This is a genomic window from Trichocoleus sp. ST-U1 (assembly GCF_039961835.1).
Lineage (GTDB): Bacteria > Cyanobacteriota > Cyanobacteriia > Cyanobacteriales > FACHB-T130 > FACHB-T130.
In genome coordinates, this window is record NZ_JAMPJZ010000004.1 from 30,641 (window position 1) to 45,470 (window position 14,830).

Here is a 14,830-nt window from a genome sequence, read left to right on the forward strand (position 1 = left end):
CTAATCAGCTAACGATAATTGCGTCGAAAAGTTTCAGAAGTTTCAAGTCCTCCAAAGCCTGGAAATCGCGGTATTTTTCCAGCTCCTGCTTGCTTTCCGGGAAAAAGATACCAAGCCCCGAAAAATTTTCATATTCTGGAATAGGGCGAAATAATGTACCATTTCGTTTTACTTTATAAATGATTGAATTATTTAAAAAATCAACGAATTCATTGTATCTATTTTGATTTGCGCCTGACTGATTGGTGATAGTTTGAAAAAATGAGACAACATCGACAAACCGTTCGCCCATATACTTATAAGTTGTCAGATTGCTCAAATTTATATTTTTTATATTAGCTGCCAGAACTGCATCAATAAGCGGATTAATTTTTGCAGATAGTTGCGTGATAGCACGATTATTGATAGCGGTATAGCTATGGTACATATCGCTAGATTCAAACTCCATAATCTTTTCCGCTAGCTGTCCTCCACTAATTTCTGGTTGACGCCCCAAAAAATTAAATAATTGCTCGTAATAATAATTGGGAACACCTAGCAGTAATTGGGAAGAAAGAGTATATTTCGCTGTATCTCTAAAAGTATAGTTGGCTTCAATAGTTCCTTTATTGCAATTTTGAAAGAAAACTAACTCCACCCGCTTGCCTACTTGCTGATTAAAATTTGCGATCAGACCGCTTAATTTTTGGATATTCATCCACTGAGTTTTTAAATTCAAGCCTGGTTCAGGGTGTTCATCTGGGCTAATTTCATCTAAACGACCCCCATGTCCTAAGAATACAATTGCCCATTTTTTAGCTTGAAATTGCGACTTAGCCCAACTAAGGTATTCAGAAAAAGCTTCCTCACTGGCGCTGTTTGCTGTATTTAAGCTTTGAGTAGAAATATTTCCTTTAGTAAGGATGTTTCTTGAAATTTTTTTAGCTCCGCTAAAATCAGATTGTATCGCTACAAGAATATTGTCGCTTTTCACACTTTTGGCAAGCATATCCATAATAGGAGTGCCAAACTTTGAAAGGTCGTTATCATAAGGCATCCAATATAAAAAAATCCATTCGTAGAGTCGCTTATTGCTCATACTTGTAGCAATAATACCTGGCTGATTTTGACTGAGTAAAATCAAATTTCCTAAAAAGGATGCACTACCTAACGCCGAATACTGAAGCAACTTTCTGCGCTTCATAGAGCTAGTTAACTCAGTGATTATGGATGAATGCTTCGATGTTAACCCCTGGCAAAGCAAACTCGCAAGAGCAAGCGACGCGCTTTCCTTGGCCGGTGCTTATCAATTCGCTCATCAGCAAGATTAAATTTTGAACTGCCAAAATGCTAAGGACGTTCAGAAGAGGATTTAATTGCGATCGCTCTGTTGACTCAGCCTCTACCTCAACCGAGTCGCTACCTGCACTCGGCTAGTGGAGTGCCATCTTTGGTCTTTCCAGATATCAAAAACATCATTGTTTCGACTATCAACTCGATGACATCCCATCCAATGCTTGTCATCTCTGGCTCGTAAAAATGTTGCAGCCTTGACTCGAATATCATTATGCCATGTCTTATCATCAACTTTCCATACCTGGAAACAATGATGATTTATGCTATCAAGTTTGCAAAATCTCATCCAATGGTTGTCATCTTTACCTTGTAACATTAAGGCTTTCTGAACAACAATTGAACCATTTTCAATTCCAGCTTTAAGAGATTTAATTTCCACAAAAGCCGCCTTAACGGTGTCTTGAGCATTTTTAGATTCTTTGTGAGCATATTCAGCTATTTTTTCGGCTTGTTTTACTGCATTCTCCAAGCGTTCATTGGTAGCCTGAAGTTCTGCCTTTGTCACAAGAGGCTCTGCTTTAATAGCTTGAAGCTCATCTTTTAGAGTTTTAATTTCTGTCTTACAAACTTTTATTTCTGTTTGAGCAGCCTGAAGTTCTTCTTTCAGATTTGCGTGAGAAGCTTGCAGCTCTTTTAATATCTGTAGTTCTGCTTGAAACTGTTCGCGTGTTCGTTCTAGTTCTGCGATCGCTCTTTCGTAGTACCCCAGTGGCGTTTTCCAGTCACCAGCACCAGCTTTACTCATAAAAAACCTCTTTCTTATTTTATGTATCCTCTTTATCTGTCAAAAATCGCTGCGACTTCTCAGGTTTTAGCACAAGAGGATCGGTAGAATCATAAGTCTTGATTGTTTCACGCCAAAACTCACAAAGTACGCCATATTTGAGCCAATCTTGAATCGCTATCCTTTTCAACTCTGGAGCTTTCTTGACTAAAGCAGCCATCATCGCTGCATTGTGTTGAAGTTGCCCATAAATTTTCAGTACATCGTCAATAGAACTTTTCTCATTCAACTTGCTCAATTCATAGCATTCGCTTAGTTCATAAAGTTCAATATCCGAAAGCCTAGCACCCGGCTTCAATCCAATTTTGAGCCTCTGTCTACATTTATCAAAAGGATTCGGCAAAGCGTGAGCTAAATGCTTCTTTAACTCATTCCGAATCTGTTCAAGTTTCCCGTCTATCGCTTCGTCTATCTTATCTACAAGCTGATTAGCATCTTTAAATAATTTTTCTTCTAGCAAATTAATTTCCGCCAACATTGGTGCGATTAACTTGTTATTAATTTCTCCGGGAGTAAATTGACTACCTAACTTTAAGGCTTCCATTACTACTAAAGAAATTTGGTTGATTCGATTTTCTAAATAGTTGTCAGCTATTCTGATAGTTTCTCTTACATCTCTAAGCGCTGCTACTCGCACTTGATTAATGTTTTCTAAAGCATCCTTTACTTTTTCATCACTCTGGTTGAGTAGAGATTCGATATCACCTATCGTCTTAGTTTCTAATTCCTCCATTTCATTTTTTGCTTGTTTGATTCGGTTTTGAGCTATGTAATCAAGCTTGTCAGCTAAAGGATATAGTTTTTCATCAAACAATTCACCTATTTCTTTCCCTGCCGATTTTACGAAATCCTGCGAAACGTTTTTAGAAGCACGTTCTAATTTTTTAATAAAATCTCCAAAGAGCCATCCCAGCATTTCTCACCATCCTTGCACCGCTGAGCTAGCAGCAAACTTCATCAAAGTCTATCGCACTAGCTGCTTTTGCGATTTCAGTACAAATACTGAAAAACCCGATTTCTATAAGAAACCGGGTTTTTAGAAACGCGATAAAACGACATTTCTACACAAAATCAGAGAGGGTGCTAAAATGCGTCCAGCCACTTATCGATAATAGAGTTGATAATGCTAACCTACACATTGAAACGGAACAGCATTACATCGCCTTCTTTGACAATATATTCCTTCCCTTCACTGCGGACTAAGCCTTTTTCCTTCGCAGCATTCATGGAACCAGTTGTTACTAAATCTTGGTAAGCGACTGTCTCCGCCCGAATAAAACCGCGCTCAAAATCAGAGTGAATGACGCCTGCTGCTTGGGGTGCTGTCATTCCGGCGTGAATTGTCCAAGCGCGAGTTTCTTTAGGACCAGTTGTAAAGTAGGTACGCAAGCCTAAAAGTTCGTAAGTGGCGCGAATCAGAGATTTTAATCCGCCTTCTTCCACTCCAAGAGAACCCAGAAATTCAGCTTTATCTTCTTCTGGCAATTCGACTAGTTCTGCTTCCACTTGGGCAGAAACAATGACGACTTGGGCATTTTCTTGGGTCGCAATTTCCCGCACTTGTTCTACATATTTATTGCCGGTTGCCAAATCATCCTCAGAGACATTGGCAGCATAAATAATTGGTTTACCTGTGAGCAATCCTAATCCCTTGAGCGCTTCAGCTTCTTCTTCATTTAAGTTGGCCCGCCGCGCTGGTTTGCCCTCATTTAATAAAGCGCTCAATTTTTCTAGCGCAGCGAGTTCAATCTGTCCTTCTTTGCTGGTACGGGCAGCTTTGCGAGTGCGCTCAATACGTCGCTCTACTTGAGATAAATCTGCTAAAGCCAGCTCCAAATTAATAATGTCAATATCTCGCGCTGGATCAACAGATCCGGCAACGTGGATAATGTCATCATTCTCGAAACATCGCACTACATGAACAATGGCATCAACTTCTCGAATGTGGGACAAAAATTGATTACCCAGTCCTTCCCCTTGACTCGCACCTTTCACTAAACCAGCAATATCCACAAACTCAACCCGTGTCGGGATAATTTGCGCCGAACTGGAAATATTAGCCAGGGCGTTTAACCGTTCATCTGGCACCGACACGACACCAACATTGGGTTCGATGGTGCAAAAAGGGAAATTGGCAGCTTCAGCCTTGGCATTGGCAACCAAGGCGTTAAATAAGGTAGATTTTCCGACGTTGGGAAGTCCGACAATTCCGGCTCTAAGCATCTTAGTTCAAGAGGTAAAACTGGGTAAAATCAATTAGATAGGTTCAGGAATCGGTTGAGGAATCGGACCTGGAACCGGCTGGGGAATGGGCGCTGGCACTGGCTCTGGCACAGGTGAGGGAATCGGCTGGGGAACGGGGGCTGGCACTGGCTCTGGCACAGGTGAGGGAATGGGTTCTGGTACAGGTCCCGGTAAGGGTTCTGGTACTTCTGGCGGCGATCCAGGAATCGGATTAGGCTCCGATCCGGGGATCGGGCTGGGGATGGTTGGTTGGGGGATAGGATTAGGACTGGGATTAATCATGGCGATCGCATTGAACAATTTAACCCTATCAAAATAGGTAAGAACGCATAACAATGACATCCCCCGGAATAACGACATTCCGTAACACTTACACTTGAAGATTCATCCAACCGCATCCAAACTCATTACTGTAGCAGGTATTGAGAACGCATTAACTCGTCTGCGATCGCTTTTCGATGCAAGTTGAACTGCCCCTACGAAATTGTTGGGCAGAAACGATCTATCCTAAACCGGCAAAGGCAAAAAGCGCTCGGATTTTCTCCCCCGCTTAGCTTCCGGATATCACCGATTTTAGAAAAATTTCCAGCATGGATTTTATCCCAGGGTCTCAAACAACTACCCCATTAGTGGACGCCCTTCAAGCGTGCGCCAAGAAGCATCATGCACCCTTTTACACGCCCGGACACAAGCGGGGGCAAGGAATTTCCCAACGGTTAGCGGATTTGCTCGGAACCGCCGTGTTTCCAGCAGATTTACCAGAATTACCGGAGTTGGATAACTTGTTTGCCCCAGAAGGCGTGATCCAAGAAGCCCAGGAACTGGCAGCGGCGGCGTTTGGGGCAGAACGCACTTGGTTTTTGGTCAATGGTTCGACTTGTGGATTAATGGCGGCAATTTTAGCTACCTGTGGTGAGGGAGACAAAATTATTCTGCCTCGGAATATCCATTCCTCGGCAATCCACGGCTTAATCCTTTCGGGTGCGATTCCGATTTTTGTGAATCCAGAATACGACCTAGAGCTAAATATTGCCCACAGTATCACCCCATCGGCGGTAGCAGATGCCCTGCAACAGCATCCGGACACCAAGGCGGTGATGATGGTTTACCCGACTTACTATGGCGTTTGCGGGGATATAAGCGCGATCGCGCAAATTGCTCATCAGCACGGTATCCCTTTGCTCGTAGACGAAGCCCACGGTGCCCATTTTGCCTTTCATCCAGATTTGCCCACTTCTGCCCTCGCCGCTGGAGCCGACTTAACGGTACAATCCACCCACAAGGTACTGGGGGCACTCACCCAGGCATCAATGCTGCACGTCCAAGGCAATCGAGTCAATCGCGATCGCTTGAGCAAAGCTTTACAACTGGTACAATCTACCAGCCCCAGCTATTTGTTGCTGGCTTCGCTGGATGCAGCGCGTCAGCAAATGGCATTGCACGGGGAAGCGCTAATGGCGAAAACCTTACAGTTAGCTGAGGAAGCGATTACCCAAATTAGCCAAATTTCTGGGTTATCCGTGTTAAAAACTGCCAAAACACCGGGTTTTGTTGCCCTTGACAAAACGCGGCTGAGTGTTCAGGTTTCTGACTTAGGTTGGACGGGATTTGAAGCGGATGAAATTCTCCATCAACAGCTAGGCGTGACTGCTGAGTTACCATCGCTGCACAGTTTGACTTTTATCATCAGTTTGGGAAACACTCCATCTGATATTGTGCAGATGGTATCGGCACTCCGAATTTTAGTGCAGGAGCGATCGCCCACCACATCAATAGCCCCATACCTGGATGTTTTCACCCGGTGGAAAGCTGAATTTCTTCAGATTCATCCTTCATCCTTCGTGCTTCATCCTTCTATCTCTCCCCGCCAAGCATTTTTTGCCCAAACCCAAACGCTGCCGGTGGACAAGACTGTAGAACGCATCAGCGCCGAACTTATTTGTCCCTATCCACCTGGAATTCCCGTGTTGATGCCAGGGGAAGCGATCGCTCCCTCCGCCTTGGATTACCTGCAACAGATTCTCGCCTTGGGTGGAAGTATTACGGGTTGTAGCGATCCGACCCTCAAAACGTTAAAGGTTGTTCGCTAATTGGAGACAGGCTTAAACTCAAAACTTAGACGCGAGCGATCGCGTCTCTAGTACTCAAAACTTCAGACGCGAGCGATCGCGTCTCTACTACTCAAAACTTAAAACTTTCTATGTGGCCCTACGTAACTCCTGGTATCCCAGATGACCTCTTCGAGCGGTTGCCCGGTATTCCCCTCAGCAAGCGCGAGGTGCGGTTGCTGTTGATTTCCTTACTCAGACTCAAACCCGATTCTGTGTTGTGGGATATTGGCGCGGGAACCGGCACGATCCCCGTAGAAACCGGCTTATTGTGTCCGAAAGGTCGAATTATTGCCGTAGAACGCGATGAGGAAGTGGCAAGTTTGATTCGCCGTAACTGCGATCGCTTTGGGGTTCGTAATGTCGAAGTCGTTGAAGGAAGCGCCCCAGAGTGCCTAAAAGACTTACCCGTTCCCCCCCATCGGGTTTGCATCGAAGGCGGACAACCCATCAAGGATATTCTCAAGGTCGTTTGGCAATACTTAGAACCGCAAGGTAGGGTGGTTGCAACGGCGGCTAATCTAGAAAGTCTCTATGCCGTTTCCGAAGGCTTCGCCGAATTACAAGCTCGAAATATCGAGGTGGTTCAATCTGCCGTCAATCGTTTGGAAACGCGAGGCACCCATCAGATATTTGCCGCAGTCAATCCAATTTTTATCTTGAGTGGCGAGAAACTGGATTGAAAATCTTAATTCTAAAGGCTAGAGCAGCATTCTTGACGATTGAGAACACAAAAATTCCCGTTAAGATGCGTACCATCAAGAAATTTATTTTTTGTCGGGATTGACGAACGGTGTCAGGAGAAATGAGCAGGATGCTGAAAAAAAGCGTTGGCTTTATTCTAAATTAACGGCACCAATTGCCTAAATCTGTTTTAGATCGGTTAAAGTGTGCAAAAGTAATTCTTAATCTTATTAAGACTAGATTAACTTCGTTGTTGCGGTCTCAAGAGCGCATCTTATGCCTTGGTCTCGTATTTTTAGTGGAATAGTTGCGATCGCTGTCGCCCTCCTTATGCTCTTTTTTGGAGGATGGTTCTTTACAGTTGGTCTGTGCATCATCGTCTATCTCGGTCAGTTAGAGTATTTTCAGATGGCGCGAGCCAAGGGCATGGCACCCGCTGGCAAAACTACTCTGGTAGTGAGCCAAGTTCTGTTAATCACAGCGTCTCTGGCACCAGCCTTGACAGATGCCATGTTTCCCCTGGCAGGAACGTTGATTTGTTTCTATCTTCTGTTTCAGCCCAAGCTTGCCACAATTGCCGATATTTCCGCCTCTATATTGGGGTTGTTCTACGGCGGCTATCTGCCCAGCTACTGGGTGCGCCTGCGCGTCGGACTCGCTCCCGCGATCGCGATTGCAGAGCCATTGAATGGCTATTTGCCCGCTTCCTGGCACGAACTTAGCACTTTGCCCCAAGGTTTGACGGCAACGCTTTTGGCCTTCCTCTGTATTTGGGCTGCTGATATCGGTGCTTACATCTTTGGTAAATTCTTTGGTCGCACGCGCCTTTCTGAGATTAGCCCCAAAAAGACTGTCGAAGGAGCTGTATTTGGGGTTCTTGGCAGTGTGGTAGTGGCAATTGCTGGAGCTTGGTATCTGAATTGGCCCAGTTGGCAGTTCAGTGGCTTGGCTTTAGGGCTGCTGGTTGGGATTGCGAGCTTGCTGGGAGACTTAACGGAGTCGATGATGAAGCGAGATGCTGGGGTAAAGGACTCAGGGCAACTGATTCCGGGTCACGGCGGCATTTTAGATCGGGCTGATAGTTACGTGTTTACCGCTCCCCTGGTGTATTATTTCGTCACGCTCTTGTTACCTTTATTACCCCGCTAGAAAAGTCTTTCTACACGATTGGGGCAATTAGTAAGCAAAGCTTAATGGTGAAAATCTCTTTTATCTGCCTCTTTTGTGTACCTCAGTCCTAGCCAACCCTCCGTCCTAACTCCTCAGTCCTCAGCCCTCAGTCCTAACTCCTAAGTCCTATTTTTATTCGGCTGGAATGACATTAATCCGTCCGCGACAAACTAACTGACCCAGAATCACAGTTAATTCCTGAATATCTACTTCTGAGCCTAAATCTATCTTGAATTCATCCAAATTACCTCGGAGCAGTTCCTTTTGCGTCTCGATACAGGGGGACTCTAGAAGCAGTTCGTGAGGGCTAGCTAACTTTAGACCTGTCCGCAGCACTAGAGGTGTGGCTTTACCCGATGGGTCTGTTAAAGTGCCGCTGAGTTTCAAACATTCCGGATCGATGGTAATCTGTTGCCAACTGATTTGCTGGTCTTTTAAGATGTCAGCTGGGTGCGTTGGAACTGCTTGGAGTAGTGTCCCCAGTAAATCAGTTAAAGCAGTGGCGAATAAGGGTGCTTGGAGAGATGCCTTAAGGTCTGTCTCCTCTAGTATTAGCTCACCGGAAACGGGGATGGGTTCGAGAAGGCGTAAAGGTTTACCTCTAAGAACTTGACCCAGGTTGATGCGAATGTTTTCTCCGGTTAACTGAATGCGTGACAGATGCAGTCCTTGATACACTGCATGGTTGGCGGCAATAAAAACTTGAGGGATATAACCTGTAAGGATTTGGCGATCGCCTCCGGAAATTTTAAACTGGAGGTTTTCAACTTGTGAAACTTGCGATCGCAACCACAGCCGCAACGCTGGTGATAATGTTGTGCTGATAATCCTGCTCCCTTGCTTAGATGTCAATGGCTTTCTTCCTGTAATATTTGTACATAGTCTAATTAGAGGTCAATTTTGGGTTTTAGACTGGCGATTCCTTCAAAATCCTAAATCTAAGATCAAAAATCCCTAATAGTCTAGCCGAGGCACTGCCTCAACAAGCTAAGCCCTAACCTTTATTCATTCGTCGCTCGATTTCGCCTATGGCCGAAAGGCTACAAAAAATTCTTTCCCAATGGGGTATTGCCTCCCGCCGCCAAGCTGAAAAAATGATTGAAGCAGGGCGCGTGCGGGTCAATGGTACTGTTGTGCATCTGGGGCAAACAGCAAATCCAGAACAAGACCGGATTGAAGTTGATGGCAAACTTGTACTCCCAGCTCATCGTCCTCAAATGCTCTATATCTTGCTTTACAAACCTGCTGGGGTAGTTTCTACGTGCCGCGATCCTCAAAAGCGCCGCACGATTCTTGATTTACTGCCTCCTGCACTCCGAGAAGGTCAGGGATTGCATCCAGTTGGACGTCTAGATGCCGAATCCACCGGCGCGTTATTGGTCACAAATGACGGTGAAATGACGCTACGCTTGACCCATCCGCGATATCATCTTCCTAAAACTTACCAAGTTTGGATTCAGGGTCATCCCCCAGAAGAGGTACTAAAATCCTGGCGTCAGGGTATTCTACTGTCAGGGAAAAAGACATTGCCTGCTCAAGTTCGCGTTTTGGATGTGCGGGGTTCTCAAACCTGCTTGGAAGTGATTCTTACAGAAGGGAGAAACCGACAAATTCGACGCATTGCCGAGCAACTGGGCTATCCCGTCATTCATCTACACCGTGCCGCGATTGGTCCCATTTGTTTAAAACGAACAGGGGAGCCTATGTTCCCTGGTACTTATCGTTTTCTTGAAGATTTTGAAATCAGTTTTCTACAAAACCAAGTCAATCTAACATCAATAGAAGTGCCAGCAGACATCAAGGAGCGCCGTGTATGAAGGAGAATCCACTTCATCTTCAACAGCAACAAATTGAGAAGCTAAAAGAACTGGGGTCTCGCCTCCGCCAGGTGCGTGAGGAACAATCTCTGTCCCTAGAGGAAGTTGGCGACAAAACCAGGATTCAAGTTCGTCTGCTCAAGGCAATTGAGGAAGGTAGGCGCGAAATCTTGCCTGAACCCGTCTATATTCAAGGCTTTATCAAGCGGTATGCTGATGCACTGGGATTAGATGGGGTAGAGTATTCTGACACTTTTCCCAGTGGGCCGATTTTCCAGCTTATTAAGCCGACCTGGCGGTATTATTTGCCATCAGCTCAGCTGCGACCGATTCACCTTTACTTGATCTATGTGTTTCTGGTGATTGGTGCAGTGAACGGTCTGTCTTACGTGGTGAATCGTCCGGCTTTAGAAGTAGGAAAGGGCGGGACTCAAGAGCGATCGCCTAGAGAGTCTCTCGCCAAAGCTAATGCAGCCAATACAGACTTGCAAGAAAAACTAGGGCCGTTTACCCCAGCAGTATTCAGCAGCAATACCAGTCAAACGGGTAAGCCGGTACGGGTTGGCGTAACCGTCAAAACCCCATCATGGATTCGGGTAGTGGTGGATGGCAAGACGCAGTTTGAGGGAACGCTCCCCCAAGGCACTCAGCGCATCTGGGTTGCAGAGGAGACACTGATTGTAAAAGCTGGTAATGCGGGTGGTATCCTAGTCGCTTTTAATGATGAAAAGGCAAAGAAACTGGGTGCCCCCGGTAAAGTTCGAGAAGTAACCTTTGCCGCTAATCCTCCTGGGTCTTAATGAGTGCTGAGAACTGTGAGGGTCGAGACGCGATCGCGTTTTTCTTCAAAGACACGCGATATACACCAGTGACGCAAGCGATCGCCCAAGTCCTCACCCTCAGTCCTCACCTCTCAACCCCGATCCCTCAGTCCTCAGTCCTCAGTCCTCACTGCTTACCCCTCACCCCTCAGTCCTGATTCTTAATTGGGGCGCGACCGAAAGTTTCAGTTAGAGTTTTGAGACGATAGCCGATCTCTTGGTTCACGGCTTCAGGTCGATACCGCCACTCCCAATTTCCCTCTGCTTTGCCGGGAAAATTCATTCGGGCATCGCCCCCCAATCCCAAAAGATCCTGAAAAGGAATAATGGCCTGATTTGCCACCGAAGCCATCGCCAGCCGGATCGCATCCCAGTGGATGCCGTCGGAACTGATGCAACCCACATAACGCAGGAGATTCTCCCTTTCATAGTCTGAAAGTTGATAGAACCAGCCTACCGTGGTGTCATTATCATGGGTGCCGGTGTAAACCACACAGTTGCGCGGATAGTTAAAAGGCAAAAAGCCGTTGCCAGAATCCGAACCAAAGGCAAACTGTAAAATCTTCATCCCCGGAAATTCAAACTTATCTCGCAGCGCCTCTACCTCTGGGGTAATCACGCCCAAATCCTCTGCCAGGATAGGAAGCTTGCCTAATTTGTCGTTCAGTAGCTTAAAGAAAGCTTCTCCAGGAGCCTCAATCCACTCCCCATTCATAGCAGTCGTTTCGCCCTGCTTAACTGCCCAGTAGGCTTGGAAACCTCGGAAGTGGTCAATCCGAATAATGTCAATGTAATCTAACAAAGATTCAAAGCGCTGTATCCACCACTTAAAGTTTTGCTGCTGCAACTTTTCCCAGTTATAGACTGGATTGCCCCACAACTGGCCTGTGGCGCTGAAGTAGTCCGGTGGAACTCCAGCCATCAGCGCCGGTTCCCCCGTCTGTTCGTCCAAGCAAAAGATATCTGGATGCGACCAGACATCGGCACTATCGTGAGCCACATAAATTGGAATATCGCCAATAATCTCAATACTGCCCAAGTTGGCATAGCTTTTCAGTTGAGTCCATTGCCGGAAAAACTCAAACTGCAAGTATTTGTGGTAATAAATCTCATCATTCAGCCGCTGCCGCCACTGTTCTAAGGCTTCCGGTTGGCGTTTAGCGATTTCCGGTTCCCAGTTATACCAACTAGCGTGTCCCTGAGCTTCCCGGATCGCCATAAATAAGGCATAGTCATCAAGCCAATGAGCCGCCTTGCAAAAACTTGCAAATTCCTTTTGCTGTAAGGTTGATGCCTGGTTTTTAAAGTTTTCGCAGGCTTTAGCGAGCAAAGGCATTTTGGTCTGGATCGCCCGCTCAAAATCCACCCTGTCTAGGGAAAATTCTGGCAATCCAGAAAAATCATCCTCGGTAAGTAACCCCTCGTCGCGCAGCTTCTCAGGACTAATCAGTAAGGGATTTCCCGCCAATGCTGAATAGCACATATAGGGAGAATTGCCATAGCCGGTTGGTCCTAATGGCAAAACCTGCCAAAATTGCTGGGAACTCTCCACCAAAAAATCAATAAAGCGATAAGCTTCTAACCCGAGATCGCCGATGCCAAACCGGCTAGGAAAACAAGTGGGGTGTAGCAAAATGCCACTAGATCTAGGAAACGGCATAAATAACCTGATGGAGAGGATGCAAACGATTTGACATTATCACGGTACGCAGAAGTTTGACACTCACTCCTAGGGCGGGTTGCATTCGGTAATTCAGCCGTCATAAATGACAGCGATCGCGGCAGAATAAATTCAGCCTTTTTTCCCTCGATCCCGCTCATTGGGGGCAATATATTCAGAATGACTTACCGAAACCCTGCTCCGACTGTCGATATCATTATTGAACTGATCGATCGACCGCATCGACCGATTGTATTAATTGAACGCCAAAATCCACCTTATGGTTGGGCAATTCCGGGTGGGTTTATTGATTACGGGGAGAAAGCAGAAGCGGCGGCGCGGCGTGAAGCGCAGGAAGAAATTAGCTTACAGGTGGAGTTAATTGAACAATTCCAGGTATATTCCGATCCCAGCCGCGATCCGCGAAGTCACACGATGAGCGTTGTGTTTATCGCAACGGCAACGGGCGAACCTCAAGCTGCTGATGATGCCAAGGCGGTTGGAATTTTTGAATCTTGGCGAATTCCCACGGATTTATGCTTCGATCACGGCAAAATCCTGCATGATTATTGGCGTTATCGGCATTACGGGATACGTCCTCGATTGTCTTGAGGCGGTTTATAGCCAATGGGTAATGGCTTTTTAGCTCAGGTTAAACTTAAATACAAAAGGGAAAAGCCATAAACTGCCGCTACTCGCTATGATGCAACTTCAGAGAAATCGCACGTTTGCCGCTACTCTGCTTCACCGGCGGCAACGACTTGCCGAGTTAATTGATTTTCCAGTTATTCTCTGGTCTGGGCGTAGTAGTTCCCGAAATTATCCAGCCAATACTTTCCCATTTCGCGCCAGCAGTCATTTCCTCTATTTTGCGGGGGTACCTCTGGAAAATACGGCGATCCGCCTCGAAGCTGGGAAACTAGAACTGTTTATGGATGATGCGTCTCCTGCCAGTGCCCTCTGGCATGGAGAAATGCCGAAACGTGAGGAAATTGCCCAGGCGCTTGGAGCGGATGCGGCATTTTCGATGGCAGAATTGGAGTCACGCTCAGCGGATGCTGCGACTATCTCGGTGCAGGATGCCGCAACTAGGCAGCAACAAGCTCAGATAATGCATCGCGCGATCGCATCCGCAAATGCATCTCAGGGAATTGATGGGGAGTTAGCACGAGCCATTATATTTTTGCGACTCAGCCACGATGCAGGTGCTTTGGCAGAATTACGACAAGCTGCATCTGTCACCGTGGAAGCTCACTTAGCGGGAATGGCTGCCACATCCAGCGCCAAGTTGGAGGCAGGTGTGCGTGCGGCAATGGAGAGTGTCATCATCTCACAGAATATGAGCTGCGCTTACCCCAGTATCGTTACGGTTCACGGGGAGGTGCTCCACAATCAGCAGTATTGGCACCCCCTGCAATCGGGAGACTTGCTGCTGGCAGATGTGGGCGCTGAAACATCGATGGGCTGGGCAGCAGATGTCACGCGCACTTGGCCTGTATCGGGGAAGTTTTCTTCTACCCAAAGAGACATCTATAATTTGGTTTTGGCGGCTCACGATGCTTGTATTGCCAAAATCCGCCCGGATGTGGAGTATCGGGAGATTCATCTACTGGCAGCGACTGCGATCGCCCAAGGGTTGGTGGATTTAGGCATTCTGCGAGGCAGTGCGGAAGATTTGGTAGAAATGGATGCTCATGCCTTGTTTTTCCCTCACGGAATCGGTCATTTAGTGGGTTTGGATGTCCACGATATGGAAGATTTGGGGGATTTGGCGGGGTATGAAGAGGGGAGAACTCGAAGCGATCGCTTTGGTTTAGCTTACCTGCGGCTCGATCGCCCCTTACGCGCTGGAATGTTAGTCACCATTGAACCAGGATTTTATCAAGTTCCGGCAGTTTTAAATGACCCCAATTTCCGGGCAAAATATCAGGATGTGGTGAATTGGGATCGCCTCTCTCAGTTTCAGGATGTACGCGGGATTCGCATAGAAGATGATGTTCTAGTCACCCAATCAGGCAGCGAAGTTCTCACAGCAGCATTGCCAACCGATGCCGATGTAATTGAGTCTTTGGTTAAGAAGGAATCCCGCGTTTTCTTCGGAACCGGGCAACCAATGACTGGAAAAGCACCCGCTGGTATTCCCACTTTTATTAAGCGTTGTCGCGCAATTTTTGAACAAGTTAGCCCCCAATTGATGAAGGATTATC

At 46.5% G+C, this 14,830-nt stretch carries 14 protein-coding genes and 1 pseudogene; 8 read left to right on the top strand and 7 right to left on the bottom strand.

Annotated features, from left to right (window positions below; all coding sequences use genetic code 11):
- Positions 1–4 precede the first annotated feature (4 nt).
- From NDA06_RS02920 to NDA06_RS02940, 5 genes are all read right to left on the bottom strand, one after another.
- The gene (locus tag NDA06_RS02920) at positions 5–1,183 is read right to left on the bottom strand and encodes a clostripain-related cysteine peptidase (protein WP_190984954.1); all 1,179 of its coding nucleotides are present in this window, start codon (positions 1,181–1,183) and stop codon (positions 5–7) included.
- 198 nt (positions 1,184–1,381) lie between these two features.
- A complete protein-coding gene (locus NDA06_RS02925) occupies positions 1,382–2,080 on the bottom strand; it encodes a hypothetical protein (RefSeq protein WP_190984953.1) in 699 nt (232 codons plus the stop codon).
- Positions 2,081–2,099: 19 nt separating this feature from the next.
- Positions 2,100–3,035, bottom strand: coding sequence for a hypothetical protein (locus NDA06_RS02930; RefSeq protein ID WP_190984952.1), 936 nt, complete (start codon positions 3,033–3,035; stop codon positions 2,100–2,102).
- 215 nt (positions 3,036–3,250) lie between these two features.
- Positions 3,251–4,342, bottom strand: coding sequence for a redox-regulated ATPase YchF (ychF, locus tag NDA06_RS02935; protein ID WP_190984951.1), 1,092 nt, complete (start codon positions 4,340–4,342; stop codon positions 3,251–3,253).
- A 33-nt stretch (positions 4,343–4,375) separates the two neighbouring features.
- Positions 4,376–4,723 (bottom strand): hypothetical protein, encoded by a 348-nt coding sequence (locus NDA06_RS02940; RefSeq protein WP_242047373.1) that lies wholly within the window; start codon positions 4,721–4,723, stop codon positions 4,376–4,378.
- A gap of 230 nt (positions 4,724–4,953) precedes the next feature.
- On the opposite strand from NDA06_RS02940, the gene NDA06_RS02945 reads away from it, so the two are divergent.
- The 3 genes from NDA06_RS02945 to NDA06_RS02955 all read left to right on the top strand — a co-directional run bounded on the left by NDA06_RS02945 (position 4,954) and on the right by NDA06_RS02955 (position 8,304).
- A complete protein-coding gene (locus NDA06_RS02945; RefSeq protein ID WP_190984950.1) occupies positions 4,954–6,453 on the top strand; it encodes an aminotransferase class I/II-fold pyridoxal phosphate-dependent enzyme in 1,500 nt (499 codons plus the stop codon).
- A 110-nt stretch (positions 6,454–6,563) separates the two neighbouring features.
- Entirely contained in the window at positions 6,564–7,154 is a 591-nt protein-coding gene (gene cbiT, locus NDA06_RS02950) for a precorrin-6Y C5,15-methyltransferase subunit CbiT (protein WP_190411764.1), read from the top strand.
- 277 nt (positions 7,155–7,431) lie between these two features.
- Positions 7,432–8,304, top strand: coding sequence for a phosphatidate cytidylyltransferase (locus tag NDA06_RS02955; protein ID WP_190411763.1), 873 nt, complete (start codon positions 7,432–7,434; stop codon positions 8,302–8,304).
- Positions 8,305–8,457: 153 nt separating this feature from the next.
- On the opposite strand, the gene NDA06_RS02960 is transcribed toward NDA06_RS02955, so the two are convergent.
- Complete coding sequence (locus NDA06_RS02960) at positions 8,458–9,177, bottom strand: DUF2993 domain-containing protein (protein WP_190536935.1); 720 nt, start codon at positions 9,175–9,177, stop codon at positions 8,458–8,460.
- Positions 9,178–9,353: 176 nt separating this feature from the next.
- On the opposite strand from NDA06_RS02960, the gene NDA06_RS02965 reads away from it, so the two are divergent.
- From NDA06_RS02965 to NDA06_RS02975, 3 genes are read left to right on the top strand one after another with little or no spacing between them, the layout of a single operon-like run.
- A complete protein-coding gene (locus NDA06_RS02965; protein ID WP_190411761.1) occupies positions 9,354–10,142 on the top strand; it encodes a pseudouridine synthase in 789 nt (262 codons plus the stop codon).
- Positions 10,139–10,942, top strand: coding sequence for a RodZ domain-containing protein (locus NDA06_RS02970; RefSeq protein ID WP_190411760.1), 804 nt, complete (start codon positions 10,139–10,141; stop codon positions 10,940–10,942). The genes NDA06_RS02965 and NDA06_RS02970 overlap by 4 nt, the downstream gene beginning before the upstream one ends.
- Positions 10,942–11,121, top strand: coding sequence for a hypothetical protein (locus tag NDA06_RS02975; RefSeq protein ID WP_190984949.1), 180 nt, complete (start codon positions 10,942–10,944; stop codon positions 11,119–11,121). The genes NDA06_RS02970 and NDA06_RS02975 overlap by 1 nt, the downstream gene beginning before the upstream one ends.
- Here NDA06_RS02975 and malQ read toward each other — a convergent pair.
- A complete protein-coding gene (malQ, locus tag NDA06_RS02980; protein WP_190411758.1) occupies positions 11,112–12,623 on the bottom strand; it encodes a 4-alpha-glucanotransferase in 1,512 nt (503 codons plus the stop codon). The two genes, NDA06_RS02975 and malQ, sit on opposite strands and share 10 nt — an antisense overlap.
- Positions 12,624–12,803: 180 nt before the next feature.
- Here malQ and NDA06_RS02985 point away from each other — a divergent pair, with 180 nt between their 5' ends.
- Positions 12,804–13,235: an NUDIX hydrolase gene (locus NDA06_RS02985; RefSeq protein ID WP_190526433.1), complete on the top strand. Its 432-nt coding sequence runs from the start codon at positions 12,804–12,806 to the stop codon at positions 13,233–13,235.
- A gap of 88 nt (positions 13,236–13,323) precedes the next feature.
- A pseudogene (locus tag NDA06_RS02990) lies at positions 13,324–14,697 on the top strand (aminopeptidase P family protein); the annotation flags it as partial.
- Positions 14,698–14,830 lie beyond the last annotated feature (133 nt).

Bases quoted from the DNA above. Each gene is read 5' to 3' on its own strand.
- NDA06_RS02940 (WP_242047373.1), bottom strand. From the start codon at position 4,723: ATGTCGTTATTCCGGGGGATGTCATTGTTATGCGTTCTTACCTATTTT.
- NDA06_RS02955 (WP_190411763.1), top strand. From the start codon at position 7,432: ATGCCTTGGTCTCGTATTTTTAGTGGAATAGTTGCGATCGCTGTCGCC.
- malQ (WP_190411758.1), bottom strand. From the start codon at position 12,623: ATGCCGTTTCCTAGATCTAGTGGCATTTTGCTACACCCCACTTGTTTT.
- NDA06_RS02970 (WP_190411760.1), top strand. From the start codon at position 10,139: ATGAAGGAGAATCCACTTCATCTTCAACAGCAACAAATTGAGAAGCTA.
- cbiT (WP_190411764.1), top strand. From the start codon at position 6,564: ATGTGGCCCTACGTAACTCCTGGTATCCCAGATGACCTCTTCGAGCGG.
- ychF (WP_190984951.1), bottom strand. From the start codon at position 4,342: ATGCTTAGAGCCGGAATTGTCGGACTTCCCAACGTCGGAAAATCTACC.
- NDA06_RS02975 (WP_190984949.1), top strand. From the start codon at position 10,942: ATGAGTGCTGAGAACTGTGAGGGTCGAGACGCGATCGCGTTTTTCTTC.
- NDA06_RS02925 (WP_190984953.1), bottom strand. From the start codon at position 2,080: ATGAGTAAAGCTGGTGCTGGTGACTGGAAAACGCCACTGGGGTACTAC.
- NDA06_RS02930 (WP_190984952.1), bottom strand. From the start codon at position 3,035: ATGCTGGGATGGCTCTTTGGAGATTTTATTAAAAAATTAGAACGTGCT.
- NDA06_RS02985 (WP_190526433.1), top strand. From the start codon at position 12,804: ATGACTTACCGAAACCCTGCTCCGACTGTCGATATCATTATTGAACTG.
- NDA06_RS02965 (WP_190411761.1), top strand. From the start codon at position 9,354: ATGGCCGAAAGGCTACAAAAAATTCTTTCCCAATGGGGTATTGCCTCC.
- NDA06_RS02945 (WP_190984950.1), top strand. From the start codon at position 4,954: ATGGATTTTATCCCAGGGTCTCAAACAACTACCCCATTAGTGGACGCC.
- NDA06_RS02920 (WP_190984954.1), bottom strand. From the start codon at position 1,183: ATGAAGCGCAGAAAGTTGCTTCAGTATTCGGCGTTAGGTAGTGCATCC.